24 protein-coding genes are annotated in these 26,142 nt (G+C 70.3%); 16 read left to right on the forward strand and 8 right to left on the reverse strand.

The features are described 5' to 3' along the window. The first annotated feature begins 96 nt into the window (after nt 1–96). The 4 genes from AB0878_RS11870 to AB0878_RS11885 all read left to right on the forward strand — a co-directional run bounded on the left by AB0878_RS11870 (nt 97) and on the right by AB0878_RS11885 (nt 5,252). Entirely contained in the window at nt 97–1,869 is a 1,773-nt protein-coding gene (locus tag AB0878_RS11870; protein ID WP_366579025.1) for an isoniazid inducible protein IniA, read from the forward strand. Next, nucleotides 1,866–3,059, forward strand: coding sequence for a GTPase (locus AB0878_RS11875; RefSeq protein ID WP_366579026.1), 1,194 nt, complete (start codon nt 1,866–1,868; stop codon nt 3,057–3,059). The genes AB0878_RS11870 and AB0878_RS11875 overlap by 4 nt, the downstream gene beginning before the upstream one ends. A gap of 94 nt (nt 3,060–3,153) precedes the next feature. Further along, nucleotides 3,154–4,713: a long-chain-fatty-acid--CoA ligase gene (locus tag AB0878_RS11880; protein WP_366579027.1), complete on the forward strand. Its 1,560-nt coding sequence runs from the start codon at nt 3,154–3,156 to the stop codon at nt 4,711–4,713. Then, nucleotides 4,713–5,252, forward strand: coding sequence for a TetR/AcrR family transcriptional regulator (locus AB0878_RS11885; protein WP_366579029.1), 540 nt, complete (start codon nt 4,713–4,715; stop codon nt 5,250–5,252). Before AB0878_RS11880 ends, AB0878_RS11885 begins: the two co-directional genes overlap by 1 nt. Here the strand turns inward: AB0878_RS11885 and AB0878_RS11890 are convergent. After that, nucleotides 5,249–5,650, reverse strand: coding sequence for a TIGR03618 family F420-dependent PPOX class oxidoreductase (locus AB0878_RS11890; RefSeq protein ID WP_366579031.1), 402 nt, complete (start codon nt 5,648–5,650; stop codon nt 5,249–5,251). The genes AB0878_RS11885 and AB0878_RS11890 overlap by 4 nt on opposite strands. A 50-nt stretch (nt 5,651–5,700) precedes the next feature. Between AB0878_RS11890 and AB0878_RS11895 the strand changes: the two genes are divergently transcribed. Together AB0878_RS11895 and AB0878_RS11900 are read left to right on the forward strand one after the other, a co-directional pair. After that, nucleotides 5,701–6,105 (forward strand): hypothetical protein, encoded by a 405-nt coding sequence (locus tag AB0878_RS11895; protein ID WP_366579032.1) that lies wholly within the window; start codon nt 5,701–5,703, stop codon nt 6,103–6,105. A 1,290-nt stretch (nt 6,106–7,395) separates the two neighbouring features. Beyond that, nucleotides 7,396–7,977, forward strand: a complete 582-nt coding sequence (locus AB0878_RS11900; RefSeq protein ID WP_366579034.1) for an NADAR family protein — start codon at nt 7,396–7,398, stop codon at nt 7,975–7,977. On the opposite strand, the gene AB0878_RS11905 is transcribed toward AB0878_RS11900, so the two are convergent. Next, on the reverse strand, nt 7,935–8,915 hold the full coding sequence (locus AB0878_RS11905; protein ID WP_366579035.1) for a Gfo/Idh/MocA family oxidoreductase: 981 nt from the start codon (nt 8,913–8,915) through the stop codon (nt 7,935–7,937). The two genes, AB0878_RS11900 and AB0878_RS11905, sit on opposite strands and share 43 nt — an antisense overlap. A 98-nt stretch (nt 8,916–9,013) precedes the next feature. On the opposite strand from AB0878_RS11905, the gene AB0878_RS11910 reads away from it, so the two are divergent. The 4 genes from AB0878_RS11910 to AB0878_RS11925 are packed head-to-tail and all read left to right on the forward strand — an operon-like array spanning nt 9,014 to nt 13,346. Beyond that, on the forward strand, nt 9,014–9,976 hold the full coding sequence (locus tag AB0878_RS11910; protein WP_366579036.1) for an ABC transporter substrate-binding protein: 963 nt from the start codon (nt 9,014–9,016) through the stop codon (nt 9,974–9,976). Continuing rightward, entirely contained in the window at nt 9,963–10,856 is an 894-nt protein-coding gene (locus AB0878_RS11915) for an amino acid ABC transporter permease (protein WP_366579038.1), read from the forward strand. Before AB0878_RS11910 ends, AB0878_RS11915 begins: the two co-directional genes overlap by 14 nt. Next, nucleotides 10,849–11,625 (forward strand): amino acid ABC transporter ATP-binding protein, encoded by a 777-nt coding sequence (locus tag AB0878_RS11920; RefSeq protein WP_366579040.1) that lies wholly within the window; start codon nt 10,849–10,851, stop codon nt 11,623–11,625. The genes AB0878_RS11915 and AB0878_RS11920 overlap by 8 nt, the downstream gene beginning before the upstream one ends. Then, the gene (locus AB0878_RS11925) at nt 11,622–13,346 is read left to right on the forward strand and encodes an aminotransferase class V-fold PLP-dependent enzyme (protein ID WP_366579042.1); all 1,725 of its coding nucleotides are present in this window, start codon (nt 11,622–11,624) and stop codon (nt 13,344–13,346) included. The genes AB0878_RS11920 and AB0878_RS11925 overlap by 4 nt, the downstream gene beginning before the upstream one ends. Before the next feature lie 38 nt (nt 13,347–13,384). Here the strand turns inward: AB0878_RS11925 and AB0878_RS11930 are convergent, their stop codons facing one another. After that, on the reverse strand, nt 13,385–14,554 hold the full coding sequence (locus AB0878_RS11930; protein ID WP_366579044.1) for a macrolide family glycosyltransferase: 1,170 nt from the start codon (nt 14,552–14,554) through the stop codon (nt 13,385–13,387). A gap of 292 nt (nt 14,555–14,846) precedes the next feature. Between AB0878_RS11930 and AB0878_RS11935 the strand changes: the two genes are divergently transcribed. From AB0878_RS11935 to AB0878_RS11960, 6 genes are all read left to right on the forward strand, one after another. Continuing rightward, complete coding sequence (locus AB0878_RS11935) at nt 14,847–16,415, forward strand: alpha/beta hydrolase (RefSeq protein WP_366579045.1); 1,569 nt, start codon at nt 14,847–14,849, stop codon at nt 16,413–16,415. Nucleotides 16,416–16,587: 172 nt separating this feature from the next. After that, entirely contained in the window at nt 16,588–17,502 is a 915-nt protein-coding gene (locus AB0878_RS11940) for an ABC transporter ATP-binding protein (RefSeq protein WP_366579047.1), read from the forward strand. Next, on the forward strand, nt 17,499–18,233 hold the full coding sequence (locus tag AB0878_RS11945; RefSeq protein WP_366579049.1) for an ABC transporter permease: 735 nt from the start codon (nt 17,499–17,501) through the stop codon (nt 18,231–18,233). The genes AB0878_RS11940 and AB0878_RS11945 overlap by 4 nt, the downstream gene beginning before the upstream one ends. A gap of 78 nt (nt 18,234–18,311) precedes the next feature. Next, nucleotides 18,312–18,953, forward strand: coding sequence for a hypothetical protein (locus AB0878_RS11950; RefSeq protein WP_366579355.1), 642 nt, complete (start codon nt 18,312–18,314; stop codon nt 18,951–18,953). After that, nucleotides 18,950–19,267, forward strand: coding sequence for a transcriptional regulator (locus AB0878_RS11955; protein ID WP_220246822.1), 318 nt, complete (start codon nt 18,950–18,952; stop codon nt 19,265–19,267). The genes AB0878_RS11950 and AB0878_RS11955 overlap by 4 nt, the downstream gene beginning before the upstream one ends. 1 nt (nt 19,268) lies before the next feature. Continuing rightward, entirely contained in the window at nt 19,269–20,588 is a 1,320-nt protein-coding gene (locus tag AB0878_RS11960; RefSeq protein ID WP_366579051.1) for a DNA polymerase IV, read from the forward strand. A 49-nt stretch (nt 20,589–20,637) separates the two neighbouring features. Here AB0878_RS11960 and AB0878_RS11965 read toward each other — a convergent pair whose 3' ends face one another. The 5 genes from AB0878_RS11965 to AB0878_RS11985 all read right to left on the reverse strand — a co-directional run bounded on the left by AB0878_RS11965 (nt 20,638) and on the right by AB0878_RS11985 (nt 26,102). Then, nucleotides 20,638–21,729, reverse strand: coding sequence for a glycoside hydrolase family 88 protein (locus AB0878_RS11965; protein ID WP_366579053.1), 1,092 nt, complete (start codon nt 21,727–21,729; stop codon nt 20,638–20,640). 92 nt (nt 21,730–21,821) lie between these two features. Continuing rightward, nucleotides 21,822–22,499, reverse strand: a complete 678-nt coding sequence (locus AB0878_RS11970) for an FCD domain-containing protein (protein WP_366579055.1) — start codon at nt 22,497–22,499, stop codon at nt 21,822–21,824. A 1-nt stretch (nt 22,500) separates the two neighbouring features. Beyond that, on the reverse strand, nt 22,501–23,544 hold the full coding sequence (locus AB0878_RS11975) for an ABC transporter permease (protein ID WP_366579057.1): 1,044 nt from the start codon (nt 23,542–23,544) through the stop codon (nt 22,501–22,503). Continuing rightward, complete coding sequence (locus tag AB0878_RS11980; RefSeq protein ID WP_366579059.1) at nt 23,541–25,076, reverse strand: sugar ABC transporter ATP-binding protein; 1,536 nt, start codon at nt 25,074–25,076, stop codon at nt 23,541–23,543. The genes AB0878_RS11975 and AB0878_RS11980 overlap by 4 nt, the downstream gene beginning before the upstream one ends. A 66-nt stretch (nt 25,077–25,142) precedes the next feature. Further along, on the reverse strand, nt 25,143–26,102 hold the full coding sequence (locus AB0878_RS11985) for a substrate-binding domain-containing protein (RefSeq protein ID WP_366579061.1): 960 nt from the start codon (nt 26,100–26,102) through the stop codon (nt 25,143–25,145). Nucleotides 26,103–26,142: the final 40 nt, after the last annotated feature.

The following is a 26,142-nucleotide window of genomic DNA, read 5'->3' on the forward strand; positions in this document are numbered from 1 at the left end:
CACCTGCTTTGACGGAGTGGCTCCGCGGTCTGGGTGCGACCGCGGAGCCACCACCCGGTTCGCTCACTCCTCGTGCACGGGGGACACTCCTTCGACGTGACCGCTCCCGCTTGGCTCGAAGTGCTCGACGAGACCTTGGACGCCTGCCGGTCCCACGGCCGCGAAGACCTGGTGCAGCGCCTGCGCCGGCGCCGCGACCGTCCGCCGGGCGTCACCCGTATCGCCGTGCTGGGTTTTCCCAAGCAGGGCAAGGGCTACCTGGTCAACGCCGTGCTCAACGCACCCGTCTGCAGCGTCGGCGACGCCGCGACTCCCGCCGTGCCGGTGGAGATCGGCTACTCCGCCCAGCCCACCGCCACGCTCGTCGGCCGCGCCGACGAGCGCGTGCCCGTGCCGGTCGAACGCCTCACCGGTGAAGTCGGCGCGCGCCCCCCTGGCTCGCTGCGCCGCGTGGAGGTCGGCGTGCCGCGAGAACTGCTTTCGGGGGGCCTCGTGCTCGTCGACACCCCCGCGATCGGCGACCCGCGTTCGCCGCGCACCGCCGCCGCCCTCGACGTGCTGGCCGATGCCGACGCTGTTGTGCTCGTCTCCGATGCCACCACCCCGCTCGGCGAAGCGGAAGTCGCGCTCGCCCACCACGTCCGCACGTGGTGCCCCCACGTCGTGCTTGCCCTGACGAAGATCGACGCCAGCCCGAGCTGGCGCGCCGTCGCCGAACGCGACCGCGCGCTGCTGGCCGGCGCCGGCATCGACTCGCCCGTGCTGCCCGTGTCGGCCACCGTGCGCATGGCCGCGGCGAAGGCAGGGGACCAGGACCTCAACACTCGCTCCGGCTTCCCCGCGCTGCTCGCGTGGATCGCGGAGCAGGCCGCACGGCCGCCGGAGCACACGAGCGCCGTGCTGGCCGCCCTGAGCGTGCGCGCGGCGGCCGCGGAGCTCGTGGAGACGCTGCGGGCCCGCGCGGAGCTCGCCGGGCAGGACGCGGGCGTGGACCAGACGACCCTGCTGCACCGGGCGCAGCGCAAGGCCGACGAGCTGCGCAAGCGCAACACCCGCTGGCAGAACCTGCTCGCCGACGAGATCGCCGACCTGCAGTCCGACGCCGAGTACGACCTGCGCGAGCGCACCCGCAAGATCGTCGAGACCATCGACGAGACCTTCGACAAGGGTGACCCGGTGAAGGTGTGGGACGAGTTCGGGCCGTGGCTCGACAAGACGCTCGCCGAGGCCGTGGAGACGAACTACAACTTCACCGCCGACCGCGCGGAGTGGATCGCGCAGGCCGTCGCCGCGGCGTTCGGGGCGCAGTACGACCTGCACGACCTGCGGCTCGGGGAGTCGGGCGCCGAGCTGATCGCCGACGTCCGCCAGCCGCGCATCGAGGGGTTCAAGATCGGGCAGAAGCTGTTCACGGGTCTGCGCGGTTCCTACGGCGGTGTGCTGATGTTCGGCCTCGTCACGAGCCTCGCGGGGCTGCCGCTGATCAACCCCGTCTCGCTCGGTGCGGGCGCGGCCTTCGCGGCGAAGACGATCAGCGACGAGGGCGGCATGCGGCTGCAGCGCCGCCAGGCTGTGGCGAAGATGACCGCGCAGCGCCACGTCGACGACGTCTTCCTGCGGTTCTCCAAGGAATGCCGAGACGCGATCCGCGGCGTGCAGCGGAAACTGCGCGACCACTTCACCGCGCTGGCCGAGGAGCTGGCCGACCAGCTCGCGCGCGAACGCGAGACGATCATCGCCGGCTCGGCCGAGCGGGAACGGCGGATGGTCAAGCTGCGCCGCGAGATCGAGCGCCTCGCCGGTCTGCACCAGCGCGCCGGCGAGCTGGGTGTGCTCGCGGGCCGGGCGCCGAGGGAGCTGCCGGCGTGACCGAGGACGTCCGCGGCCTGCTGGCCGAAGCCTGCGGTCTGTACCGCGACAGCCCGCGCGCGGCCGCGTCGCTGCACGAAGCTCTGAACCACCTCGACGAACCGCTGCGCGTCGGCATCACCGGCGCGCCGGGCACGGGCAAGTCGACGCTCGCGGCGGCGCTCGGCGAGACGCGGTCGTTGCGCGACCTGACGCTCGTCGACGACCCGTCGGCCGCGGTGCTGACCGACGCGACCGTGCGGCTGCTGCGCCACCTCGAGCCCGACGAGCTGGCGAGCGCGCACCCGGCCGCGCGCTCGGCGTTCGCGCGGCAGACGGCCGTCGACACGGTCCTGGTGCTCGCGCGCGCCGACGAGACGGGCGCGGGCCGCATCGACGCGCTGCTCACGGCCAAGCAGCTGGCCCGCCGGGCGTGGCGCGAGGACCCGTTGTGCAGCGGGGCGCAGGGCGTGATCGCGGTGGCCGCGCAGCTCGCGTACGGCGCCCGGGCGTTCACCGACGACGAGTTCGAGCTGCTGGCCGCGTTCGCCGCCGTGCCGCGCGAGGAGCTGGAGCGCTACCTGCTGTCGGTGGACGCGTTCACCGATCCCGCGTTCCCCGGTCCCGTTTCGGTGGACACGCGGCGGTCGCTGGTTTCGCGGTTCGGGTTGTTCGGGGTGAAGCTGGCGCTGACGTTGATCCGCACGGGCAGCGACAGCCGCGTGAAGCTGTCCACGGAGCTCGTGCGGCGCAGTGGTCTGGGCGAGCTGCGGGACACCGTCGCGGGGTGCTTCGCGGCGCGCGCGGAAGCGTTGAAGGCGCGGACGGCGGTGGTGCGGCTGGAAGCCGTGCTGCAGAACGAACCGCGGCCGGGCAGCGACCGGCTGGAGGCGCGGGTGGAGCGCTTCGCGGCGACCGCCCACGACTTCACGGAGCTGCGCCTGATCGCCGACATCCGCGGCGGCCGGACCGCGCTGTCCGGCGAACCGGCGGACGAGGCCGTGCGGCTGCTGGGGGCGCAGGGGACCACGCCGGAGGAACGGCTGGGCCTCGACTTCGAGTCCGATCCCCGGGAGGTCTACGCCGCCGGCGCCGACGCCGTGCTGCGGTGGCGGCACGAGGCCGAACGGCAGGACCGCCCGCCGGCCGAGCGCGCGGCTGCGCACGTGGTGGTGCGCAGCGCCGAAGGGGTGCTGGCGCTGTTCGCCTGAGCGGGTTTCCCCTGGCCGGGGTGTTGACGGCCGGGGTTTCGGCGTCGCACCATAGAGCACTCTATGGCGCTGGTGCCTGCGAAGGGAGCCACACGTGGCTGTCGACGACCGTCCCGACTTCCGCCTGCTGGGAGACGTTCTCGAACACTGGGCGCGCGAGCGGGGCGACGAGCCGGCGGTGACCTTCGGCGGCGTCACGCGGACCTGGGCCCAGTTCGACGACCGCGTGCGGCGGCTGTCCGCGGCCCTGGCGGCCGAAGGCGTCGGGCGCGGCGAGCGGGTGGCGTTCGTGGACAAGAACCACCCGGCGTGCCTCGAGGTGTCCTTCGCCGTGGCGGCCCTGGGGGCGGCCAACGCGATCGCGAACTGGCGGCTCTCGCCGGACGAACTGGCTTACATTCTCGCGGATTCCGGTGCGGAGATCGTTTTCGTCGGGGCGGAGCTGCTGCCCGTTCTGGAGGGAATCCGCGACCGGCTGCCGGCTCTGCGGCGGTTCGTTGTCGTGGGCGGGGAATCCGACGCGTTCGAGGCGCTTGTCTCGGCCGGTGATCCGTCCTCTGTGGACTTGCCGCCGGTCGCCGAGGACGACGGTGTGCTCGTGATGTACACCAGTGGCACCACGGGCTTTCCGAAGGGTGCCGTGCTGACTCACCGCAGCGTGCTGACGCACGGCATCGCGGTGGGCACGGCGTTCCCCATGGCGGACGGCGACAAGAACCTCGTGGCCATGCCGTTGTTCCACGTCGGCGGAACCTGTTACGCCATCCTGGGTTTCCTCACCGGCCTGCCGACGATCATGACCCGCGAGCCGGACGCCCCGTCGTTGTTCGGCGCCCTGGCCGCCGGGGCGACGCACGCGTTCCTCGTGCCGGCGGTGGTCGGCGCGATCGTGCAGGCGGGCGAGCAGGCGATCGCCGGCTTCTCGCGCCTGAAGTACCTCGGCTACGGCGCTTCCCCGATGCCGCTTCCGCTGCTGCGCACGGCGCTGGCCGCATGGCCGGACATGGAGTTCGTGCAGGTGTACGGCATGACGGAGCTTTCCGGCGCCGTCACCACGCTCGACGGCGCCGCCCACCGCGACGCGTCCCGCCCCGAGCGTCTGGCTTCGGCCGGCACCCCCGTGCCCGGTGTCGAGGTGCGGATCGTCGACCCGGCGACCCTGGAGGACGCCGACTCGGGCGAGGTGTGGATCCGCACGGACCAGCGGATGTCCGGCTACCTGGGCAAACCCGAGGCCTCCGCCGAGACGATCGTCGCCGGCTGGGTGCGCACGGGCGACGTCGGCCGCGTCGACGACGGCGGGTTCGTGTTTCTGGAAGACCGCGTGAAGGACATGATCATCACCGGCGGTGAGAACGTCTATTCGCCCGAGGTGGAACGCGTGGTGGCCGAGTTCCCCGGCGTCGCGGAGGTCGCCGTGATCGGCGTGCCGGACGATCGGTGGGGCGAGCAGGTGAAGGCCGTGATCGCGCCGGTGCCGGGCGAGGTCCTCGACGTGGACAAGCTGCTGGAGTTCTGCCGCGAGCGCCTGGCCCACTTCAAGTGCCCGAGCAGCGTCGACGTCCTCGAAGCATTGCCCCGCAACGCGACGGGGAAAATCCTGAAGCGTTCTCTGCGTGAGCCTTATTGGCGGGATCGGGACCGCAACGTCTGATGGCCGCGGTGACCCGGGAACAATACTTCGAGTCGGCTTTGGCAGTGTTGGCCGGCGACGGTTTCGCCGGCCTGAACGTCGGCCGTCTGTGCCGCGATTTGGGCGTGACCAGTGGCTCCTTTTACCACCATTTCGGCGGCTGGTCGGCTTTCGTCGAGGACTTGTTGGGCTTTTGGGAGAACCGGCAGGTTTTGATCCTGGCCTCGGGCTCGTTCGGCCAGTCCGGCCCCGCCGCCGATTTCGCGGCGTTGATGGAGCTCACCCTCGGCCTGCACCACAAGGCCGAAGCGGCGATCCGCGCCTGGGCCGCGAACGACGAGGCCGTGCGAGCCGCCCAGAAACGCGTGGACGACGCCCGCCTCCGAACCGTGGGGCGCGCCGTGAAGGGCCTGGTGGGGGACGCCGCCCTCGCCCGCACCCTCACCGCCCTCGGCCTGGCAATGCTCGTCGGGCACCAGCAGCTGGCCGCCGCCGGCGAGGACACGGATCTTGCCGCCCTGATCGCGGAGTACACCTGGCTGGTGCACGCCCGCGCCTAGGCGTTGCCGATGACCCGCCTGATCCGGATCTCCAACACAACCCGCTTGGGGTTGGGCTTCGGCTGCCGGTACCGCGCGGCGTACCGATCCTCCGCGTCCTTGACGGCCTCCGGGTCGTCGCGGAGGACCATTCGCCCTTCCAGCGTGGACCACACGGGCCCGTCGAGCTGACAGACCGCCGCCGCCACGCCGCCTTCACCCGCCGCCTCGGCCAGGCGCGCCTTGTGGGAGTCGGAAAACGTGATGACCCTGGCCACACCGGCCTCGAAGTCGACGGTGACCCCCACAGCCACGACGTGCGGCGTGCCATCCGGCCGGACTGTCGTGAGGGAGGCGAGCCTCCGCTCGGTCCAGAAAGCCCGGAACTCTTCGCCGCGGGTGCTGAGGTCGATCTCCATACGGGCCACGCTAGCTGGCGAGGCAGCCTCGGCCGGGTGGGGGTTGGGTTGTGGTTGCCGTGACGCAGTCAACGCTCGTCGTGACGATATCCTTCGGCTCGCCTACCGGAGAGGTGATCACCTTGGTCACGATGCAGACATCCACGGGCCTCAACGTGGAGAACCCGACCGGGGACAACGTCGCCGCCGTCATGGAGGTCTTGCCGCGCGGCGGCCACTTGATTCTTGATGGTGGTGTCGAGAACACCTATTGGCAAATCTGGTACAGACCCAATGGGACTTACCAAGTTGAATACCGCGATGGTTCCCCTTCCTGCCATTATCAGACGCTGACTGTTTCCCGCGACAAGGTCATCATTGCTGGTGGCGGGTGGCTTTCTGGCGACGAGTCTTGGCTGCTGGAGTTCGCCTGGAAGAACATCGGCGACTGGTTCGAGGACGAGGACGAAGGCTGACGGTCCCAGCCATCTGCTCGGCCGCGCGGACGCCGTTGCATCGGCAACACCCCACCCAAACGGCAACGAAAACTCCTTCAACATCCTTTCCCCCGGCGGCCCCCCGATTCTTTACCTTCTCTACGGTGGTCGCTTTGTGTCAAGGTACTCTTTCCAGCCTTGACACAAAGTGAGCACCGTAGAACGATAGAAAAATCGGGGTGGTGATATGTGCATATCTCTTCCGCCGTTAGGCGGCTCTTTTCTCTTGTGGGTCTAAAGATTCGCCTAACGGCGAAAAGACAAAAGCACCTGGCGAGAGCTCCCCGAAGCCGACAATTATGGCTACGGTTCGGGGCTGGTTGTCAAGGCTGGAAAGAGTACCTTGACAACCAGCCCCGAACCGCGCTGAGGCTTCTTGTCGGGGAGCCGGGAGGGGAAGGGGAGGGGGTGGGAGGTCTTCCGCAGTTGGGAGGGCCCGTTGCGTTTTTGTTGTGGGGGAAGGTGTGGCTTGTGTGGTGGGGAACCAAGGGGGAGTGGGGAGGAGGGTTCTGTTTCGGACGCCCAGTGGCGGTGGGTTGTGGGGTGGGTTGCTTCGCGAGGCGGGGCTGGGCGGCGTTGTGTTGTTGGTGGCTCGATCGGGCGGTCGGAGTGGGTTGGGTTTCGTGCGGGAGTGAGCCAACGCGCGTTGTCGAGGCAAGCCGAGACGCGATGTGAGGTGTCCTGCTTCGCGAGGCGAGGCGAGGCGAGGCGGGCTGGGGCGGCGTTGTGTGTTGGGCTGGCTCGCTCTGTGCGGTAGGAGTGGGTTGAGTTGCGTTGCCGGCGTGAGCCAACTTGCGTTGTCGGGCAAGCCGAGATGCGTTGTGGGGTGTCTTGCTTCGCGAGGCGAGGCGAGGCGAGGCTGGGCGGCGTCGTGTTGTCGGGCTGTCTCGCTCCGCCAGGCTTGGCTGGCTGGCGTGGTTGTTCTCTTCGCGAGGCGAGATTGGGTGGCCTTGAGTTGCCGGGCTCGGCCGCTTCGCGAAACAGGGATAGGTCAAATCGCGCTGCTGCCATGAGCCAAACGTCGCCGCCGGAGCAAGCCGAGTCGCATCGTCACGATGGGCCCGAACTGCGAGCGCCACACCGAATCAAGCACGCGCCCGGCAACCCCACAGCCACCGAACCCGACCAACAACCCCCACCCAAATCCCGCTCACCGACAACCCTCCATCCCCCATCCAGCCGCCCCCGATCCCCCAACCGCCCCGCCTCCAGTGCGCCAACCTGCGAAAACCCCGGGCAAAACTCCCCGCACTCGTTCACACTGTCCGTATGGGACCACAGCCGCGGACGTTCGATGAGCTCTGTCGTGCCTTGGACCGGGGGCGGCGTTTCAAGTACTTACCGTTCTGGGGGCACCGGCCCGAGCCCGGTGGGCGGATCGGGGCGGGCTGCCTGAGTCAGTGGTGGCCGGCGGGGTTCGAGGTGGGCGGGCGGATGTTCGCGACCGCCGAGCACTACATGATGTGGCGGAAGGCGATCCTGTTCGGAGACGAAGCCGCGGCGGAGCGGATTCACCAGGCGCGGCATCCGGGGGCGGCGAAGGCGCTGGGCCGCGAAGTAAGAGGCTTCAACGACGAACTGTGGAACGCCAACCGGTTCGACATCGTCGTGGAAGGGAACGCGGCGAAGTTCGGGCAGAACGCCGGGCTGGCCGAGTTCCTGGCGAACACGGGGGAGCGCGTGCTGGTCGAGGCGAGCCCGGTGGATCGGGTGTGGGGGATCGGGCTGGCGCCGGACGACAAGCGGGTGGGCGAGCCCCGCGCGTGGCGGGGGCTCAACCTGCTGGGGTTCGCGTTGATGAAGGTGCGTCAGGACGTGGGGACGCGCGGGCGCAGGCCGGCGGCTTCGTAGATCGCGTCGACGACGGTCATGGTTTCGACGGCGTCGGCGGGCGACGTCGGCACTGGCACGTCGCGCAACACCGCGTCCGCGAAGGCTTCCAGTTGGTAGGCGTACGAAGGCCGGTGGGAGAAGCGTTCCACTGAGCGGGAATCGCCGCGCCGGACGGACAGGCGGTGCCAGAACTGCGGTGACAGCGGGTTGATCGCCCGCAGCTCACCGCCGCTGCAGACCACGCGGGCGCTGATGCGCAGGACGTCCGACGACCAGAGTGAAGCGCGCACCCGGGCCGTCGCGCCGGAGGGGAAGCGCAGGGACGCGGTCATGGCGCGGTCGATTTCCGGGGAACGCAGCTTGGCGCGGGCGTCGACAACCGTCGGGGTCGCGCCGCCCAGAACGCGCGCCATGTGGACGGCGTAGCAGCCCGCGTCCATGGTCGCGCCGCCCGCGAGGGACAGGTTGTAGCGGATGTCCTTGAAGCGCGGCAGCGGGAAGCACACCGCGGTCTCGATGTGCTGCACCTCGCCCAGCTCGCCGGACGCCAGCAGTTCCTCCATGCGCCGCGTGAACGGGTGGTAGCGGTAGTGGAAGGCCTCCATCACCACGAGCCCGGCCGCTTCGGCCGCGTCGGCGACGAGGCGGGCCTCGGAAGCGTTGGCGGTGAAGGGTTTCTCGCAGAGCACGTGCTTGCCGGCGGCCAGGGCGGCGAGGGTCCAGCGGCCGTGGAGACCGTTGGGCGTCGGGTTGTACACGGCGTCGATCGACGGGTCGGCGAGCAGCTCTTCGTAGCTCGCGTGCACCTCGGGGATGCGGTGCTTCGTGGCGAACTCGTGGGCGCGCGAGATGTCGCGCGCCGCGATGGCCGCGATGTCGACGTCCGGGTTCTCCCGGGCCGGCTTGAGCAGGGCTTCCGGGACGATGCCCGCGGCTCCGAGCACTCCGATGCGCATGATCGAACCTTAGCGGACCAGCGAACTTCAACTGCCTGTTGACCACTTCAACAACCAGTTGTACCGTTCCGGCCATCACGATGCCCTGGAGGTCCCCGATGCCGTCGCCGTCCCGTACCCGCGCCTGGCAGGCCGCCCTGCTGACCGGTGCGCTCGCCCTCGTCACCGCGGCCTGCGGAGGTGGTCCCGACGGCGCCGGCGGCACGCAGCAGCCGGCCGGCGGGGGAGCCTCGCCCATCCCGGACAACACCGCGCTCATCGCGGCCGTGAAGCCGGACGCGCAGCTCACCGCCGCCCTGCCGCCCGCCGTCGCGCAGGCCAAGGCGCTGCACCTCGCGTCGAACATCCAGTCGGCGCCCAACAACTTCTACTCGAGCGACGGCAAGACGCCGATCGGCTACGAGGTGGACCTGGCGAAGGCGATCGGCGCGAAGCTCGGCGTCACGGTGTCCTACCAGGACATGGCCTTCGGCTCGCTGATCACGAGCCTGCAGTCCGGCCGCGTGGACCTGACCATGGCCGCGATGAACGACACCAAGGAACGCCAGCAGCAGATCGACTTCGTCGACTACTTCTCCTCCGGCATCACGATCATGGTCCGCAAGGGCAACCCCGACGGCATCACGGGCCCGGACACGTTGTGCGGCAAGAACATCGCCGTGGTGCAGGGCACGAGCCACCAGAAGTTCGCCGCCGCGCAGAGCACGAAGTGCACGCAGGCGGGCGAGCCGGCGATCACCGTCACGGCCACCGACTCCGACACGCAGAACCAGAACCAGCTGCGCACCGGCCGCGTCGCCGCGATCCTCAACGACCTGCCGAGCGCCGTCTACATCTCGCGCACCGCGGGCGACGGCAAGTTCTTCGAGGTCGTGCCCGGCGCGCCGATCGAGGGCGGGCCATACGGCATCGGCTTCACCAAGACCAACACGAAGCTGCGCGACGCCGTGAAGCAGGCGCTGCAGGAGCTCGTCGCCGACGGCACGTACGGCAAGATCCTGCAGGCCTGGGGCGTGGAGCAGGGCGCGGTCAAGGAGGCGGCCGTCAATGGCGGGAGCTGAACCGCTGCCGATCGTCCGGCTGAAGCACTGGGGCCGCTGGGTCAGCGCGGTGGTCATCGTCGCCCTGCTCGTGCTGCTCGGGTTCGCGCTCGCACAGGCCCAGATCGAGTGGGGCTCGGTGCCCGACTTCGTGTTCTACCGCGTGATGGCCGTCGGGCTGCTCAACACCGTGGTGCTCGCGGTGATCTCGCAGGCCGTGGCCATCGTGCTCGGCATCCTGATCGCCCTGTTGCGCCGCAGCGCCAACCCGGTGGCGAAGTGGTTCGCGGCCGCGTACATCTGGCTGTTCCGCGGGCTTCCGGTGCTGCTGCAGATCCTGATCTGGTACAACCTCGCGCTGATCTTCCCGACGATCTCGATCCCGCTGCCCTTCGGCGGTTACCTCGTCCACGAGCAGACGAACGTGCTGATCAGCGCGTTCACCGCGGCTCTGCTCGGCCTGGCGTTGAACGAGAGCGCCTACATGGCCGAGATCGTGCGCGCGGGGCTGACCAGTGTGGACGTCGGGCAGACCGAGGCCGCGAAGTCCATCGGCATGACGCCGGGCGCGACGCTGCGGCGCGTGGTGCTGCCGCAGGCCATGCGCGTGATCATCCCGCCGACCGGCAACGACTTCATCAACATGCTCAAGGGCACGTCGATGGCTTCGGTGATCGGCGTGACGGAGCTGATCCACGCGGCCAACAACATCTCGTCCAACAACCTGCTGGTCATGGAAACGCTCATCGCCGCCGCGATCTGGTACATGGTCGTGGTGACCGTGGCCGGCGTCGGGCAGCACTACCTGGAACGCTCGTTCGGCGCGGCCGATCGCGGGCCCGCGGCGAGGGTGGGGAAGGCGTTGCGGGGGATGCCGTTGGTGAGGAGTGCCCGTGTCTGAACCTTCAGGGCCACTGCTGCGTGCGGTCGGCGTGCGCAAGAGCTACGGGAACACCGAGGTGCTCAAGGGCATCGACCTGGAGGTGCACCGAGGTCAGGTGGTGTGCTTGCTCGGGCCGTCGGGGGCGGGCAAGAGCACTTTTCTGCGGTGCCTCAACCACCTCGAGACCATCGACGCCGGGCAGGTCTGGGTCGACGGCGAGCCGATCGGCTTCAAGCTGCGCGGCGGGAAGCTGTACGAACTGCGCGAAAAGGACGTCGCTCGCCAGCGTCGCGATATCGGCATGGTGTTCCAGCGGTTCAACCTGTTCGGGCACCGGACGGCGTTGGAGAACGTGGTCGAGGGGCCCGTGCGCGTGCTCGGCACGAACCCGTCGCAGGCCCGCGCGGAAGCGCTCGAACTGCTGGACCGCGTGGGGCTGGCCCACCGCGCGGACGCGTACCCGGCGCAGCTTTCCGGCGGGCAGCAGCAGCGCGTGGCGATCGCGCGTTCGTTGGCGATGAAGCCGAAGCTGATGTTGTTCGACGAGCCGACGTCGGCGCTCGACCCGGAGCTGGTGGGGGAGGTGCTGGCGGTGATGGGTACGTTGGCGCGGGAGGGGATGACGATGGTGGTCGTGACGCACGAGATGGCCTTCGCCGCCGAGGCGGCCGACGAGGTGGTGTTCCTCGCCGACGGCGCGGTGGTCGAGACGGGCCCGCCCGAGACCGTGCTGAAGAACCCGGAGCACGAACGCACCCGCCAGTTCCTCGCGCGGGTCCTCTCGTGACGCGGATCTCGCCCCGGTACCTGCTGCAGTTCGACGAGCCCGCCGGCTACCTCGACTTCGCCCGGTTCGGGCCGCCGTCGCACGCGGTGCTCGACACCACGGCGAACCTGCTGGAAGCGGCGACGAAGGCCGGACCGTCCACTGTGGACGAACTGATGCGCCAGGAGACGCGCGCGAAGGCGGCCGCGGCGCGGCTGTGCGGCAGCGACACCGACCACACCGTGCTGCTGCCGCACACCAGCCTCGGGTTGTTCCAGGCGGCGTTCAACTCCCGCGGCGAGGTGCTGGTCTCGGCGGGTGAGTTCCCGGCGAACACGTATCCGTGGGCGCGGGCTTCGCAGGCTGGGCGCGTGCACCTGCGTCGGCTGCCTGCGGGTTTTGTGACTCCCTCGCGGGTGGCCGAGGCCTTGACGCCCGAGACGACGGTGGTGTCGGTGAGTGCCGTCGACTTCCGCACCGGCTACCGCGCCGACCTCGCCGCGCTGCGCGAGGTGGTGGGCGACCGGCTGCTGGTCGTCGACGGGATCCAGGGCTTCGGTGTGATCGAGGCGCCGTGGGAGGTCGCGGACGTGCTCGTGGTCGGCGGCCAGAAGTGGCTGCGGGCCGGCTGGGGCACGGGCTTCGCGGTGCTGTCCGACCGCGCGCTGGAGCGCATGGACCCGATCCTGTCCGGCTGGACGGGCGCGCGCGACCCCGGCCTGTTCGACGACGAGATCCACCCCGCCGACACCACTGCCGCCGGCTGGTCGATCTCCAACCTCAGCCCCATCACGTCCGGCGCCTTCGCGGCGGCCCTGGAGCTGGTGGAGGAGGCCGGTGTCGGAGCGATCGCCGGCCGGATCGGCGAACGCGTGGACGCGCTGGAGGAAGTGCTGCTGTCGCTGGGCGCGACGATCGTGTCCGCTGTGGACCGTCGGGCGGGGATCCTGGCGTTCGAGCTGCCCGGCCACCCGGCGGAACAGGTGGGCGCGGCTCTGTCGGCGGCCGGCATCGCGGCGACGGTGCGGCCGGAACATGTCCGCCTTTCCCCGCACGCGTCAACGCCGGTCTCCGCCGCGGAGGCCGTCCGGTCCGCTGTGGACAGTCTCCTGCACCCGCGCACCACGGTGACCTTTCCGTCGATGGTCTCGGGCGGCGCGACGCACGCGTTGCTCACTGCCCTGATCCCCGCCGTCGACGGGCTGGCCGCCATGCTGGGCCCCGGCAACGAGGTCCTGCTCCACGACCTGTCCCGCCTGCCCGACTCCATCGTCGCCATCGCGGGCGACGTCACCGGCCGCACCGTGGGCGGGCCCATGACCGACCTCCTGCTGGGCCTCGTCCGCCGCGGCACCACGCAGGACCTGACCAACTACCGCACCCACGGCCCGGACGGCCGCGCGATCCGCTCGTCCACCCTGTTCCTCCGCGACGCCGCCGGCGTGGCGGTCGGCTGCCTCTGCGTGAACAGCGAAACGTCGCCGTCCTCCGACACGGCCGCCGCGCGGCCCGAGACGTTCCCACCCGACGTCGACAGCCTGCAGCACTTCCTGGTCGAACGCGCCATCGGCAAGGCCGGCATCCCCGTGGACCTCATGAAGAAGCGCCACAAGGCCGCCGTCGTGCGCGAACTCGACGAGGCGGGGTTCTTCCTCATCAAGGACGCGGTCGACCACCTGGCCACCCACCTGGACGTGACCCGGTACACGATCTACAACTACTTGAACGAGATCAGAGCCTGAGTGAGGGGGATCCCGGACGAACCGGGAACCCCCGACCCTTACTTCAAGAACGCCTCCACCGCATCAGCCGCCGCCGGAATGCCGCCGTGGGCGTGGATTTCCGTGGACAGCGACGACAGCCGCGCCGCCATCTCGGCGGATCCGGCGACCTCGTCCACCGCCGAACGCAACGACGCGGCGGTCACGTCCGCGGCCGGCAGATGCCGCCCCACGCCCAGCGTTTCCAGCTGCGCCGCGTTGCCGAACTGGTCGGCGGCCTGGGGGATGGCCACCGTGGGGACGCCGTACCACAGCGCTTCCGTGCAGCTGCCCATCCCGGCGTGGGTGATGAACGCCGAGGCCGCCGACAGCACTGCCAGCTGGGGCACGCGGGAGTGCACCTCGAACGACGGCGGCAGCGGGCCCAGGTCCGAAGCGGACACAAAAGCGCCGATCGACATCACGACGTGCCAAGCGGAGTCGGCGAAGGCCTCGACGCAGGCCAGGTACACGGGCAGCTGGTCGGTGAACGCCGTTCCGAACGACACCAGCAGCACCGGCTTCCCCGACGACGGCGGGGTCCACGTCTCGGCCAGCCGATCCGGTGACAGGCACGGGCCGACGAACTGCACGTGCGGCCCGACGCGTGAGGCGTGGGGCTGCATCGCGCGCGGGATGAGCGACAGCACCTGAGGCGGGTGCGAAAGCCAGGTCCACGCCTCCTCGGTCTCGCCGTTCTCCCGCAGCCACGCGGTCATCGTGCGGGCGTAGTCCACACCGGACGGTGAGGACTTGATCGGGTCCCGCACCGAACTCATGTCCTCGTCGTAGCCCTCCCATGCCACGAGCGTCGGCGACAGTTGCACAGCCGGCACCGCGTACCGGGACGCAAGCAGCGGCGCGCCGAGGCCGCCGATGTCGTAGAGGACCAGGTCGGGACGGTCGGCGTCGAACGTCGACAGGAGCAGTGGGTGCACGGCGATCGCCTCGTCCAGGAAGACGCGCATGGCGTCGGCCGGGTCGTCGGGCCACACGCCGGCCTCGCCGAGGGGCAGGAGGGTCGGGTGGGTGACGACGTGGGCGCCCGTGGGGGCGACCAGCGACTCGAGGGGGGAGCCCACCACGTAGCTCACCCGGTGCCCGCGCCGCACGAGCTCGGCGATGACGCCCAGGGACGGGTAGATGTGGCTCGGCGCGGTGCTGCCGACCATCACGATGTGTTCGCGCATGAAAGACGCAGGTCCTTTCCGTCAAAAGGGGGAGGACCCGGCGCGCAGGGAAGACGGCCGCGAACGCGCGGCCGTGAAGAGTCACGCCGGGGCTAGAGCTGCCGCAAGCGCTGGAAGATGGTCATGCCGGACACGGTAGCGGTGGCAGCGGACGGCGGCCAAACCGATTAGAGCGTCCACCTTTCGTAGGGACTATCGGGCAGAGCGGCCAGAACACCCGGCCGCACGCCGCCAAGACGACTAACGTCTGGCGGACCCGACAGACGAGAACCCCGACAGAGAAGGAACTCCCGTGAGACGTGCTGTCTTCGCGGCAGTCGCCGTCGCGACGCTGGCCTCGCTGGTCACCGTGCCCGTCGCGTCAGCGGCGCCGGCCACCGCCCCCGCCGCCTACACCCCGCCGCCCGTGGCGTGGGGGCAGTGCGACAACGCCGGCCTCAAGGCGGCCGGCGCCGAGTGCGGTTTCGTGACCGTGCCCCTGGACTACAGCAACCCGGGTGGCCAGAAGGCGCAGCTCGCCGTCAGCCGCATCAAGCACAAGACCCCGGACGCGCAGTACCAGGGCGTCATGCTCACCAACCCCGGTGGCCCCGGCGGCTCGGGCCTGACGCTCTCGCGCGTCGGCGCCAACGTGCCCAACCACGCGGGTGACGCCTACGACTGGATCGGCTTCGACCCGCGCGGCGTCGGTTCGAGCAAGCCCGCGCTGTCGTGCGACAACGGCTACACGAGCTTCGACCGGCCCTCGTATGTCCCGCTGACGCCGAGCCTCGAGAAGACGTGGCTCAACCGCGCCAAGGGCTACGCCGAGGACTGCGCCAAGAAGAACCCGAAGGCGCTGCTCGACAACCTGAAGACCACCGACTCGGTGCGCGACATGGACTCCATCCGCGCGGCCCTGGGTGCCGACCAGATCAACTTCTACGGCTACTCCTACGGCACCTACCTCGGCCAGGTCTACGGCACGATGTTCCCGCAGCGCGTGCGCCGCATGGTGCTCGACTCGACGGTGGACCCGCGCAACGTCTGGTACCAGGCGAACCTGAACCAGGACGTGGCGTTCGACCGCAACCTCAACATCTGGTTCGGCTGGCTCGCCAAGTACGACAGCACCTACCACCTGGGCAAGACGCAGGCCTCGGTGAAGGCGACCGTCGACCGTGAGCTGGTGAAGCTCTCGCTCAAGCCCGCGGGCGGCCAGATCGGGCCCGACGAGCTGACCGACGTGATCCAGCAGGCCAGCTACTACCAGCTGACCTGGCTCGACGTGGCCGACGCGCTGTCGGCGATCGTCACGAAGAACGACCCGTCGCTGGTCAAGGCCCTGTTCGAGTCCGACAGCGACAACGGTTACGCCGTGTACCTCGGCGTGCAGTGCACCGATGTGCAGTGGCCGACGAACTGGAACCAGTGGCGCCTCGACAACTGGAAGACGTTCCTCAAGGCGCCGTACTTCACCTGGCAGAACGCCTGGTTCAACGCCCCCTGCGTCTACTGGCCCGCCAAGGCGAGCAAGCCCGTGCAGGTCGACGGCAAGGGTGTGCAGAGCGTGCTGATGATCGACGAGACGCTCGACGCGGCCACGCCGTACGAGGGCAGCCTCGAGGTCCGCAGCCGCTTCCCGGGCGCGTCGCTGATCGCGGAGCCGGGCGGCACGAGCCACGCCATCACGCCGCGCGGCAACGCGTGCGTGGACACCAAGATCGCGGACTACCTGGCGACCGGCGCCCTGCCGGCCCGCAAGCCGGGTCGCACGGCCGATGTCGAGTGCGCGCCGCTGCCGCAGCCGCAACCGGCCCCGTCGGCGTCCGCGCAGGCGAAGGCCAAGGCCGACGTGCTGCCGCTGCTGGGTCACCTCTGACCAGCTGAAACACCGGCTCGAAGCGCCGGGTGGGGACCATCCCCGCCCGGCGCTTCGGCGTTCCAGGGGCTTGATCAAACAACTTCGTCCCTCGTAGGGCTTTTCATCACAACGAGGTTTGTGTTACAAAGTTCCCCAGCAGGTTTGCAACGCAAAGTCGACGGGGGACGGGATGAGTGAGGCGTTCAGTCTGAGAGGCCTGACGAAACGGTTCGGGCCGGTGCACGCTGTCGAGGGGCTGAGCATCGAGGTCAGCCGCGGCGAGGTCGTGGCGCTGCTCGGCCCCAACGGCGCCGGCAAGTCGACCACCATCGACATGCTGCTCGGGCTCACGCGGCCCGACGAGGGCGAGGTGCGGGTGTTCGGCGGCGACGCGCGGGCGGCCGTCGACGCCGGGCGCATGGCCGCGATGGTGCAGAACGGCTTCCTGCTGCGCGACACCACGCCGGCCGAGCTCGTCGGGCTGATGCGCTCGATGTACCGCGACCCGCTGCCGGCCGCGGAGGTCTTCGAACGCGCCGGCATCACGGATTTCGCGAACCGCCGCTGCGGCAAGCTTTCCGGCGGCCAGCTGCAGCGCGTGCGCTACGCGCTGGCCCTGGCCGGCGACCCCGAGCTGCTGGTGCTCGACGAGCCGACCGCCGCCATGGACGTGGACGGCCGGCGCTCGTTCTGGGCCTCGATGCACGAGTTCAGCGCAGGCGGCCGCACGGTGCTGTTCGCCACGCACTACCTGGCCGAGGCCGAGGATTTCGCCGACCGCGTGGTGCTCGTGCGCCACGGCCGCGTCGTCGCCGACGGCTCGGTCGCCGAGGTCCGCGCCGCCGTGTCCGGACGTGTGCTGCGGGCCGTGGTGCCGGGCGCGAGCGAGGCCGAGCTGGCCGCGCTCGCCGGGGTCACGACCGCACGCCTTCAGGGCGGCCGCGCCGAGCTGGCGTGTGCCGACTCCGACCTGGCGATCCGCGCCCTGCTCACCACCTTCCCGGACGCGAGCGACATCGAGATCACCGCCGTCGGCCTGGAAGAAGCGTTCCTCGCGCTGACGGGCGACGAGCACACCGACGAGCCGGAAGGAGCCCTGCGATGAACCTCGTTTACCTGCGCCTGGAGATCCTGCGCATCGTGCGCAGCCCGCAGTTCGCGCTGTTCACGATCGCCGTGCCGCTGGGCATGTTCCTGCTCTTCGGCGGCCTGTTCGGCGACTACGTCGGCCCGGACGGGCTGAAGGCGAGCACGACCACGATGATCAACATGGGCGCGTACGGCGCCTTGAGCGGCGCGTTGTTCACCGGCACGCGCGTGGCCACCGAACGCACCGACGGCTGGCAGCGGCAGCTTCGTCTCACGCCGATGCGCGCGCCGGACTACGTGTTCGTGAAGATCGCCTCCGCCATGGCGATGGCTTTGCCGGTGCTCGTGGTGATCTTCGTGGCCGGCGCCCTGCGCGGGGTCGACCTGACGGCCACGCAATGGGTGCTCACCGCGGTGGCGCTGTGGCTCGGGGCCCTGCCGTTCGCCGTGCTGGGCCTGCTGCTCGGGCTGTTCGGCAAGGGCGACACGGTGGGCGCGATGACCGGCGCGCTGATGCTGCCGCTCGGGGTGTTCGGCGGGTTGTGGATGCCGCTGTCGATCATGCCGGCCTGGATGACCACGATCGCGCACTTCGTCCCGACCTACTGGCTCGGCCGCGTCGGCACGATGCCGGTGGGCGGTGCGAACGGTCTCGGCCTCGCGGTGGCGGTGCTCGCGGCGTGGCTCGTCATCCCTGCGCTCGTGGTGGTGCGGCGGTTCCGGTTGGACACGGCCAAAGTCGGTTGACGTGTTAACTTCCGTGCTGCATGTGGGGTCAGCACGGTGGGAGGGCGAAACAAGGTGGATGACGACGAAGAGCAGCCGATGTCGGCCGCCGAGTCGCTGAACCTCATCGCCCGGCAGAACGAGCGGACGCGCCGGGAGCTGGGGGCCAGCCCGGCGCGTCTGCTCGGCGTCTGGGCCTTCACGTGGCTGGTCGGCTGGGGCCTGGTGTACCTGTCCGACGACAGCCACGCGAGGCCGCTCATGCCCGGGTGGGTCGCGGCGATCGTGGTCGGGGTGCTGTTCGTGGCGGCCATCGCGTACTCCGCCTACTACGGCGGCCGCATCAGCCGGGGCATACGCGGCCCGTCTCGGCGCACCGGCGCGATGTACGGCTGGAGCTGGATGATCTCGTTCGCCGCGCTGTCGCTGATCAACATCAGCATCATGAACAAGGGCGCGCTCGACCCGCACACGATTTCCCTGCTGTGGTCGGGCTCCTCACTGCTGCTCACCGGCATGCTCTACCTCGCCGGCGGGATGTTGTGGCAGGACAAGCTGCAGTACGGCTTCGGGGTGTGGATCATCGTGTCGGGTGGCGCGAGCGTGCTCGTCGGTGTTCCGGGCAACTTCCTCGTGCTGTGCCTGGCCGGCGGCGGCGGGTTCCTCGTCGCGGCGCTCGTGTACTTCGTGCGTGACCTGCGTTGCCGGCCCGCGCGCACCGGCGGGCGGGCCGGCACGTGACGGAGGCGAGCCTGCCGGAGCTCGACCCGGTGATCCACGCCCAGGCCAGGCTGCGCGTCACGGTCGCGCTCGCCGGGCTGCACCACGGCGACCAGATCACCTTCCCGCGGCTGCAGCAGCTCCTCGACATGACGGCCGGCAACCTCTCCACGCACCTGCGCAAGCTCGAAGACGCCGAGTACGTGGAGATCACCAAGGCCTACGAGCACCGCACGCCCGTCACGCTCGTGAAGCTGACCGCCAAGGGCCGCGCGGCGTTCGAGTCCTACACGACGGCGTTGCACCGGCTGCTGGACGCCACCGGCGGGAGCTGACGTGACCCGCTGGGTCGTCCACCTCGACCTGGACGCCTTCTACGCCTCGGTCGAGCAGCTCACGCGCCCGACGCTGCGGGGCCGCGCCGTCGTGGTCGGCGGGACCGGGCCGCGTGGGGTCGTCGCCGGGGCGAGTTACGAATCGCGGGTGTACGGCGCGCGGTCGGCGATGCCGATGTCGCAGGCGCGCCGGTTGCTGCCGCCGGGGGCGGTGATCCTGCCGCCGAGGTTCCGGTTGTACGAGACGTTGAGCAAGCAGGTCTTCGACATCGTCGCCGACGTCGCACCGGTGCTGGAGCGGATTTCGCTGGACGAGGCGTTCGCGGAGCCGCCTTCGCTGGCCGGTGCGTCGGTGGCGGACGTGACGCGGTTCGCGGAGGAGCTGCGGGCGCGGATTCGGGCGGAAACCGGGCTCACGGCCTCGATCGGGGCGGGCACGGGCAAACAGGTCGCGAAGATCGGCTCGGACCGGGCCAAACCCGACGGCCTGCTCGTGGTTCCGCCGGGCACCGAACGGGAGTTCCTGGCGCCGTTGCCGGTGCGGGCGCTGTGGGGGATCGGGCCCGTGGCGGAGGCGAAGCTGCGAACGATCGGGGTGCTGACGCTGGGCGAGCTGGCGGCGTTGTCGGAGCCGGACGCGGTGGCGACGCTGGGCGGGGTCGTCGGCCGGGAGCTGCGCAAGCTGGCCGGCGGCACGGACGACCGGCCCGTGGCCGAACGCGGGGAGGCCAAGCAGGTCAGCGCGGAGACGACGTTCGACGTCGACATCGTGGACCTCACCCGGTTGCGCGCGGAAGTCCGCAAGATCGCGGCGGGCGCGCACTCGCGGCTGGTGAAGGCGGGCCGGGTGGCGCGCACGGTCGTGATCAAGCTGCGGCACACGGACATGAGCACGGTGACCCGCTCGGAGACCACGGCCTCGCCCACCGACGACCTCAACCAGCTCGTCGCCACCGCCGAGCGGTTGCTGCTGGATCCGCAGGAGTTCGGCGGCGTGCGGCTGGTCGGCGTGGCGTTCAGCGGGCTTTCCGTGCCGCACCAAGACGCGTTGTTCACCCTGGCCGTGCCGGGGGCCTCGGCCGAGCCCGTGGTGGCGGTGGTGCCGTCACCGGGTGGGTCGGCCCCGGTGTCGTCGAGCGGCTGGCGCCCGGGCGACGACGTGGTGCACCCGGAGTTCGGCACGGGCTGGGTCCAGGGCGCCGGCCACGGCCGCGTGACCGTGCGCTTCGAGACGCGGACCTCCGGCCCGGGCGTGGCACGCACGTTCGAGCAAACCGACCCCGCCTTGACCCGCGGCGACCCCCAAGACTGTCTCAAGTAGACGGAAGGGCCGCCACGACGAGAGTGGCGGCCCTTCACGTTTCCTCGGTTCAGCTGGCGGGCGGCAGCGCGCACCCCGGGGTGAGGTCCGCGACCTGCTGACCGGCCAGGAGGAAGGCCCCAACACCGGCGGCCGAGGTGTCCGTGGCCTTGGCCGAACCGGGTCCGTCGGTCTTCGGCTGGACGTAACCCACGAAGCCGTCGGCGTTCTCCGCCTTGGTGGACAAGGACTTCCACGCGCGGTCGACCACCGGCTCGAACCAGCGGCTGTCGAGGACCCCGGCGTTGACGCCCCACGCGAGGCCGTAGGTGATCAGCGAGGTGCCGCTGCTCTCCGGGCCGCCGAACGGGTTCAGCAGATTGGCGTTCCAGAAGCCGTCCGGCCGCTGCAGCACGCTCAGCGTCGTCGCCATCTTCTTGAACACGCGCAGGTACTCCGGGCGCCGCGGGTCGTTTGCGGGCAGCACCTGCAGCACCTTGGTCAGGGCCGCCAGCGCCCAGCCGTTGCCCTGCGACCAGTACGACAGCGAGTGCGCATCGGTGCGCCACAAGCCGGAGAACTCGTCGAACAGGCTCTTTTCCGTGTGCTGGAAGAGCTTCTGCATCGCGGCGAGCGTCGGCTCCGAGGAGTCCATCACGCCGATGCGGGCGAACGAGGGCATCGCCATGTTCAGCGCGCTCACGTGGTCCCAGTAGCCCGTGTGCCCGGCCTGCACGCTCGCGACCTCGTCGGCCAGGCGCGAACGCAGGTCGGCGAGGATCGGCGGGTCGGGGTGGAAGTAGGTGTACAGGTCGAGGTACGCCTCGCCGGCGGCCTCGTCTTCGGCCGCGAACGGCTGGCCCGGCGTGGTCGGCAGCAGGTAGTTGTTCGCCTCGCCCCACGGCAGCGTCTGGTGGTTGGACACGCCGGTGGTGCGGACCACGGCGAGGTTGCCCACGTGGAACGTCGCGTTCTGCCAGTCGGCCGGCGCGAGGTTCGTCCCGTGGGCGACCCAGTAGTCACCGGCCTTCACCATCGCGTCGGCCACGGCGCACTGCGCGGCCGGCGCCGCCGGTGCCGCACTCGCCACGGCCGGCGCCAGCCCACCGGCCGTCACCGCCGCCGCGAGCACGGCGAAACCGCGGATTCCCGGGAAACGCATGGGTGCGTCCTCCTCAAGCAGCTCATGGCGGCGGAGGCCATCGTGATCGGTGGCCGGTCGATCACGGACTATGGTGTGGACCACTGGGCGTGTCAAGGTGCCGGTGAGTGGTACGCCGCAACGGTTTCCAGCAGCCGGCGCGTCGCGTTCTCGGCTCCGTCGGCGTTCTTCGCGAGCACCGTGGTGAGCACGCGCGAATGCGCCACGAGCGTGCCCGCCGTCGGCTCGGGCGCGGCGCGCAGGGCGGCGACGACCGGCACTTGCAGCTGGGTGAGCAACGCGTTGCCCGCGGCCCGCACCAGCGCGGCGTGGAACAGCGTGTCGGCCTCGGTGAACGCCCCGGTGTCCTCGCGTTCCACGGCGTCGGTCATCAGCCCGTACGCCGCCGCCAGCGCGGAGAGCTCGTCCGGCGCGCGGTGCCGCGCCGCCAGCCGCGCGGCCTGTGGCTCCACGAGGTGGCGCAGCTCCATCAGGTCGTGCAGCTGCCGAATCGAATCCGGCCCGCGGACCCGCCAGCCGATCACGTCGGGGTCGATCGCGTCCCACGATTCCGGCGGCTGCGGCCACGTGCCGACGCGCGGCCGCGCCGCCACGAGCCCCTTCGACTCCAGCACCCGCAAGGCCTCCCGGACCACCGTCCGGGAGGCCTTGAACCGGCGCCCGATGTCCTCGGGCACGATCGGCTCGCCGGTGGGCAGCGCCCCTTCGACGATCAGCCGGCCCAGCGCGTCGACGATGCGGGCGTGCAGGCCGGCCCCGTCGGCACCCACGTCAGGCGGGCAGACCGACGCGGCGCTCCCCGCTGCGCAGCTGCTGCAGCACGACGGCGACCACGAGCAGCGCGCCGTGGGCCACGTTCTGCCAGAACTGGTTGATGCCCAGGCCCGACATGCCGTTGTCGAGCACGCCGAGGATGAACACCGCCAGCACCGTGGAGACGATGGATCCCTTGCCGCCCTTGAGCATCGTGCCGCCGAGCGCCGCGCCCGTGACGGCCTGCAGCTCCAAGCCCTCGGACCCGGACGTCGGCTGACCCGAGCCCGTGCGGGCGGTGATCAGCACACCCGCGATGGCCGCGACCACACCGACGAGCGCGTAGACGCCGATGATGTAGCGGTTGATGTTGATGCCCGCCAGGCGCGCGGCCGTGTCGTTGCCGCCGATGGCGAACACGTTGCGGCCGATGTCGGTGTACTTCAGCAGGAAGTGCAGCACCGCCGCGACGATCAGGAACACCCACACCAGCGTCGGCAGCCCGAGCACGCTGCCCTTGGCCAGGAAGATGAACAGGTCGTCGGCGCCGGTGTAGCCCTGGGCCTTGCCGTCGGACACGACCTGCGCGATGCCCTTGTACGTGGCGAGCGTGGCCAGGGTGGCGACGACCGGGTTCACGCGGCCGAAGATGATGATCAGGCCGTTGACCAGACCACACGCGATCCCGGTGCCGACCGCGGCGAGGATGCCGACGATCGAGCTGCCGGTGGACGTGAACGCCATCGCCGAGATCACCGACGCGAGCCCGGCCATCGAGCCGACCGAGATGTCGAGCGCGCCAAGGATGATCACCAGCGTCTGCACCAGCGACAGCAGGCCCATGATGGTGATCGCGCTGCCGATGAGCAGCAGGTTGTTGGTGCGGAAGAAGTTGTCGTTCAGCGTCGAGAGCAGCACGACGAGCACCACGAGCGTGATGATCAGGCTGCTGTTCTGCACGCCGATGCCGTTGAGCACCTTGCGCGCGGTGGACACGCGGTGCGGGTCGGGGTGTTCGGTCGGCTGCTCCTGCGCGGGGCTGGGCCGGGTCGGGGTGCTCACGCCCCCACCTCCTGGATGTCTTCGGCGGCCGGCTCCGTCGCCGGGATGGCCAGGGTCAGTACGGCTTCTTCGGTCGCTTCGTCGCGGTTCAGCTGGCCCGCGACGTGCCCGGCGCGCATCACGACGATGCGGTCGGCCAGCGAGAGGACTTCAGGCAGGTCGGACGAGATCACCAGCAGGGCGATGCCTTCGGCGGCGAGACCGTCGATGATGCGGTAGATCTCTGCTTTCGCGCCGACGTCGACGCCACGGGTGGGCTCGTCGAGGATCAGCAGCTGGGGCCGGCGGGCGAGCCAGCGCGCGAGCACGGCCTTCTGCTGGTTGCCGCCCGAAAGCTTGCGCACCTCCTGCTCCATCGACGGCGTGCGCACGCGCAACTCGCGGATGTACTCCGCCACGAGCTCGCGCTCCTTCGCCCGCCGGATCACGCGGAAGCGGCGCAGACGGTCGAGCACGGCGATGGAGACGTTGTCGCGCACGGAACGCTGCATCAGCAACGCGTCGGTCTTGCGTTCCTCGGGCGCGAAGCCGATGCCCGCCTTCACCGCGTCGCCGGGCGTGCGGGCCTTGAACGGTTTCCCGTCGAGTTCCAGCTTTCCCGACCGCACGGGCAGGTCGCCGACGATCGCGCGCGCCAGCTCGGAACGTCCGGCGCCGACCAGCCCGGCCAGGCACACGACCTCACCGGCGCGGACCTCGAACGAGACGTCGGTGACGTCGTCGGTGGTCACGCCCTCCAGCCGCAGCACGACCTCGCCGGTCTCGGCGGTCTCACGCCGCTCCAGCGCCGAGAGGTCGCGGCCGATCATCATGCGCACCAGCTGGTTCTCGTCGGACTCCGCCGCCTGCTGCACGCCGACGAGCTTGCCGTCGCGCAGCACGGCCACGCGGTCGGCGAGCTGGAAGATCTCCTTCATGCGGTGTGACACGTAGACCACGGCCACGCCGGAGTCGCGCAGGCGGCGGATGAGCCGGAACAGCGCGTCGACCTCGTGCTCCGAGAGCGACGAGGTGGGCTCGTCGAAGGCGATCACACGCGGCGGGGTGGCCGCGGTGAGCACGCGCAGGATCTCGACGAGCTGGCGCTGCGCGGCCGAGAGCTTGCTGCCGGGCGTGGCCGGGTCGAGCACGCCTTCGAAGCCGTACTCGACGAGCGCTTCGTGCGTGCGCTGGTTGAGCGTGCGGCGGCTGAACACGCGGGCGCGCGAGGGCAGCTCGCCCACGAACACGTTCTCCGCCACCGAGACGTGCGGGATGATCTCCGGTTCCTGGTAGATCACGCGCACGCCCGCGGCCATCGCGGCGCGCGGGTTGTCGAACACCACCGGCTCGCCGTCGACCCGCAGCGTGCCGTCGCTGGGCTCGTGGTCGCCCGAGAGCACACGCAGCAGCGTCGACTTGCCGGCGCCGTTCTCGCCCATGAGCGCGAGCACCTCGCCGGAGTGGAACTCCAGCGTCACGTCGTCGAGCGCGGTGACGCCGGAGAAGCGCTTGCCGATGCCCTCGGCGATGAGCGCCGTGGAACTGGCCATGGTGAGCCTTCCTTCACAGGTGAGCCCGGGAGTGTCGCGTGTGGACACCCCCGGGCCGTGGTCGGGTCAGGTGCAGTTGACGCCGGCCGCCTTGAAGGTGTCCTTGTTCACCATCTGGGTCTTGGCGATGGTCTCGAGCGGGAGGTCCTTGCCGTTCTTGACCTTGTCGACGAGGACCTGGATCGCGGTGCGGCCCACCTCGGCGCCCGAGATGTAGAGCGAGGACTTGTTGCCGGTGTCCTTGCCCGCGGCCCAGTCCTTGCAGTCGAGGTAGGCGCCGAGGCCCACGCCGATGATGTTGTTCGCGGCGACGCCCGAGTTGGCGAGCGCGGTGACGACCCCGGTCTCGTTCTCGTCGTTGCAGCCCCACACGACCCAGTGCTTCACGCCGGGGTTGGAGCTGATCACGGCGCCGGAGCGGTTCTGGGCGTCGACGGGGGAGTTGTCGGTGCCCACGTCGATCACGTCGACCTGCGCGCCGGCGTCCTTCTCGAACGCGGCCTTGGCGCCGTTGACGCGGTCGGTGCAGACGGTGAGGTCCTGCTTGTAGGCGCTGATCACCTTGGTGTCGGCGGCGGACCAGCCGGCGGCCTTGAACAGCTTCGCGGCCTCCTGGCCGACCGAGGTGCCCATCTGCGTGCCGTTGAAGCCGACGAACGGGGCGGCCTTGCCGGTGCCGTCCTTGATCACGTCGTCGGAGGAGATCAGCGGGATGCCGGCGGACTTCGCCTTGTCGATGACCTCCGGGCCGATGGCCTGGTCGGGCACCACGATGGCGACGCCGTTGGCCCCCTGCGCGACCGCGGCGTCGAGCTCGGTGATGGCCTTGTTGGCGTCCTGGCCGAGGTTGACGACCTTGAGGTCGACACCCAGCTCCTTCGCCTTCTCCTGGGCGCCCTGCGCCTGCTCCACGAAGTACTGCTGATCACCCTGCTTCTGCAGGTAGTAGAGCGTGATCTTGCCGTTCGTCGGCGCCTGCTGCGCGGGCGCGGCGGTGTCCTTGCCGGAGGAGCATCCTACCAACACTGCACCGGCAATCAAACAACAACCAACAACGCTCCAGGTG

Origin of the sequence: Amycolatopsis sp. NPDC047767 (assembly GCF_040704195.1) — a bacterium.
Lineage (GTDB): Bacteria > Actinomycetota > Actinomycetes > Mycobacteriales > Pseudonocardiaceae > Amycolatopsis.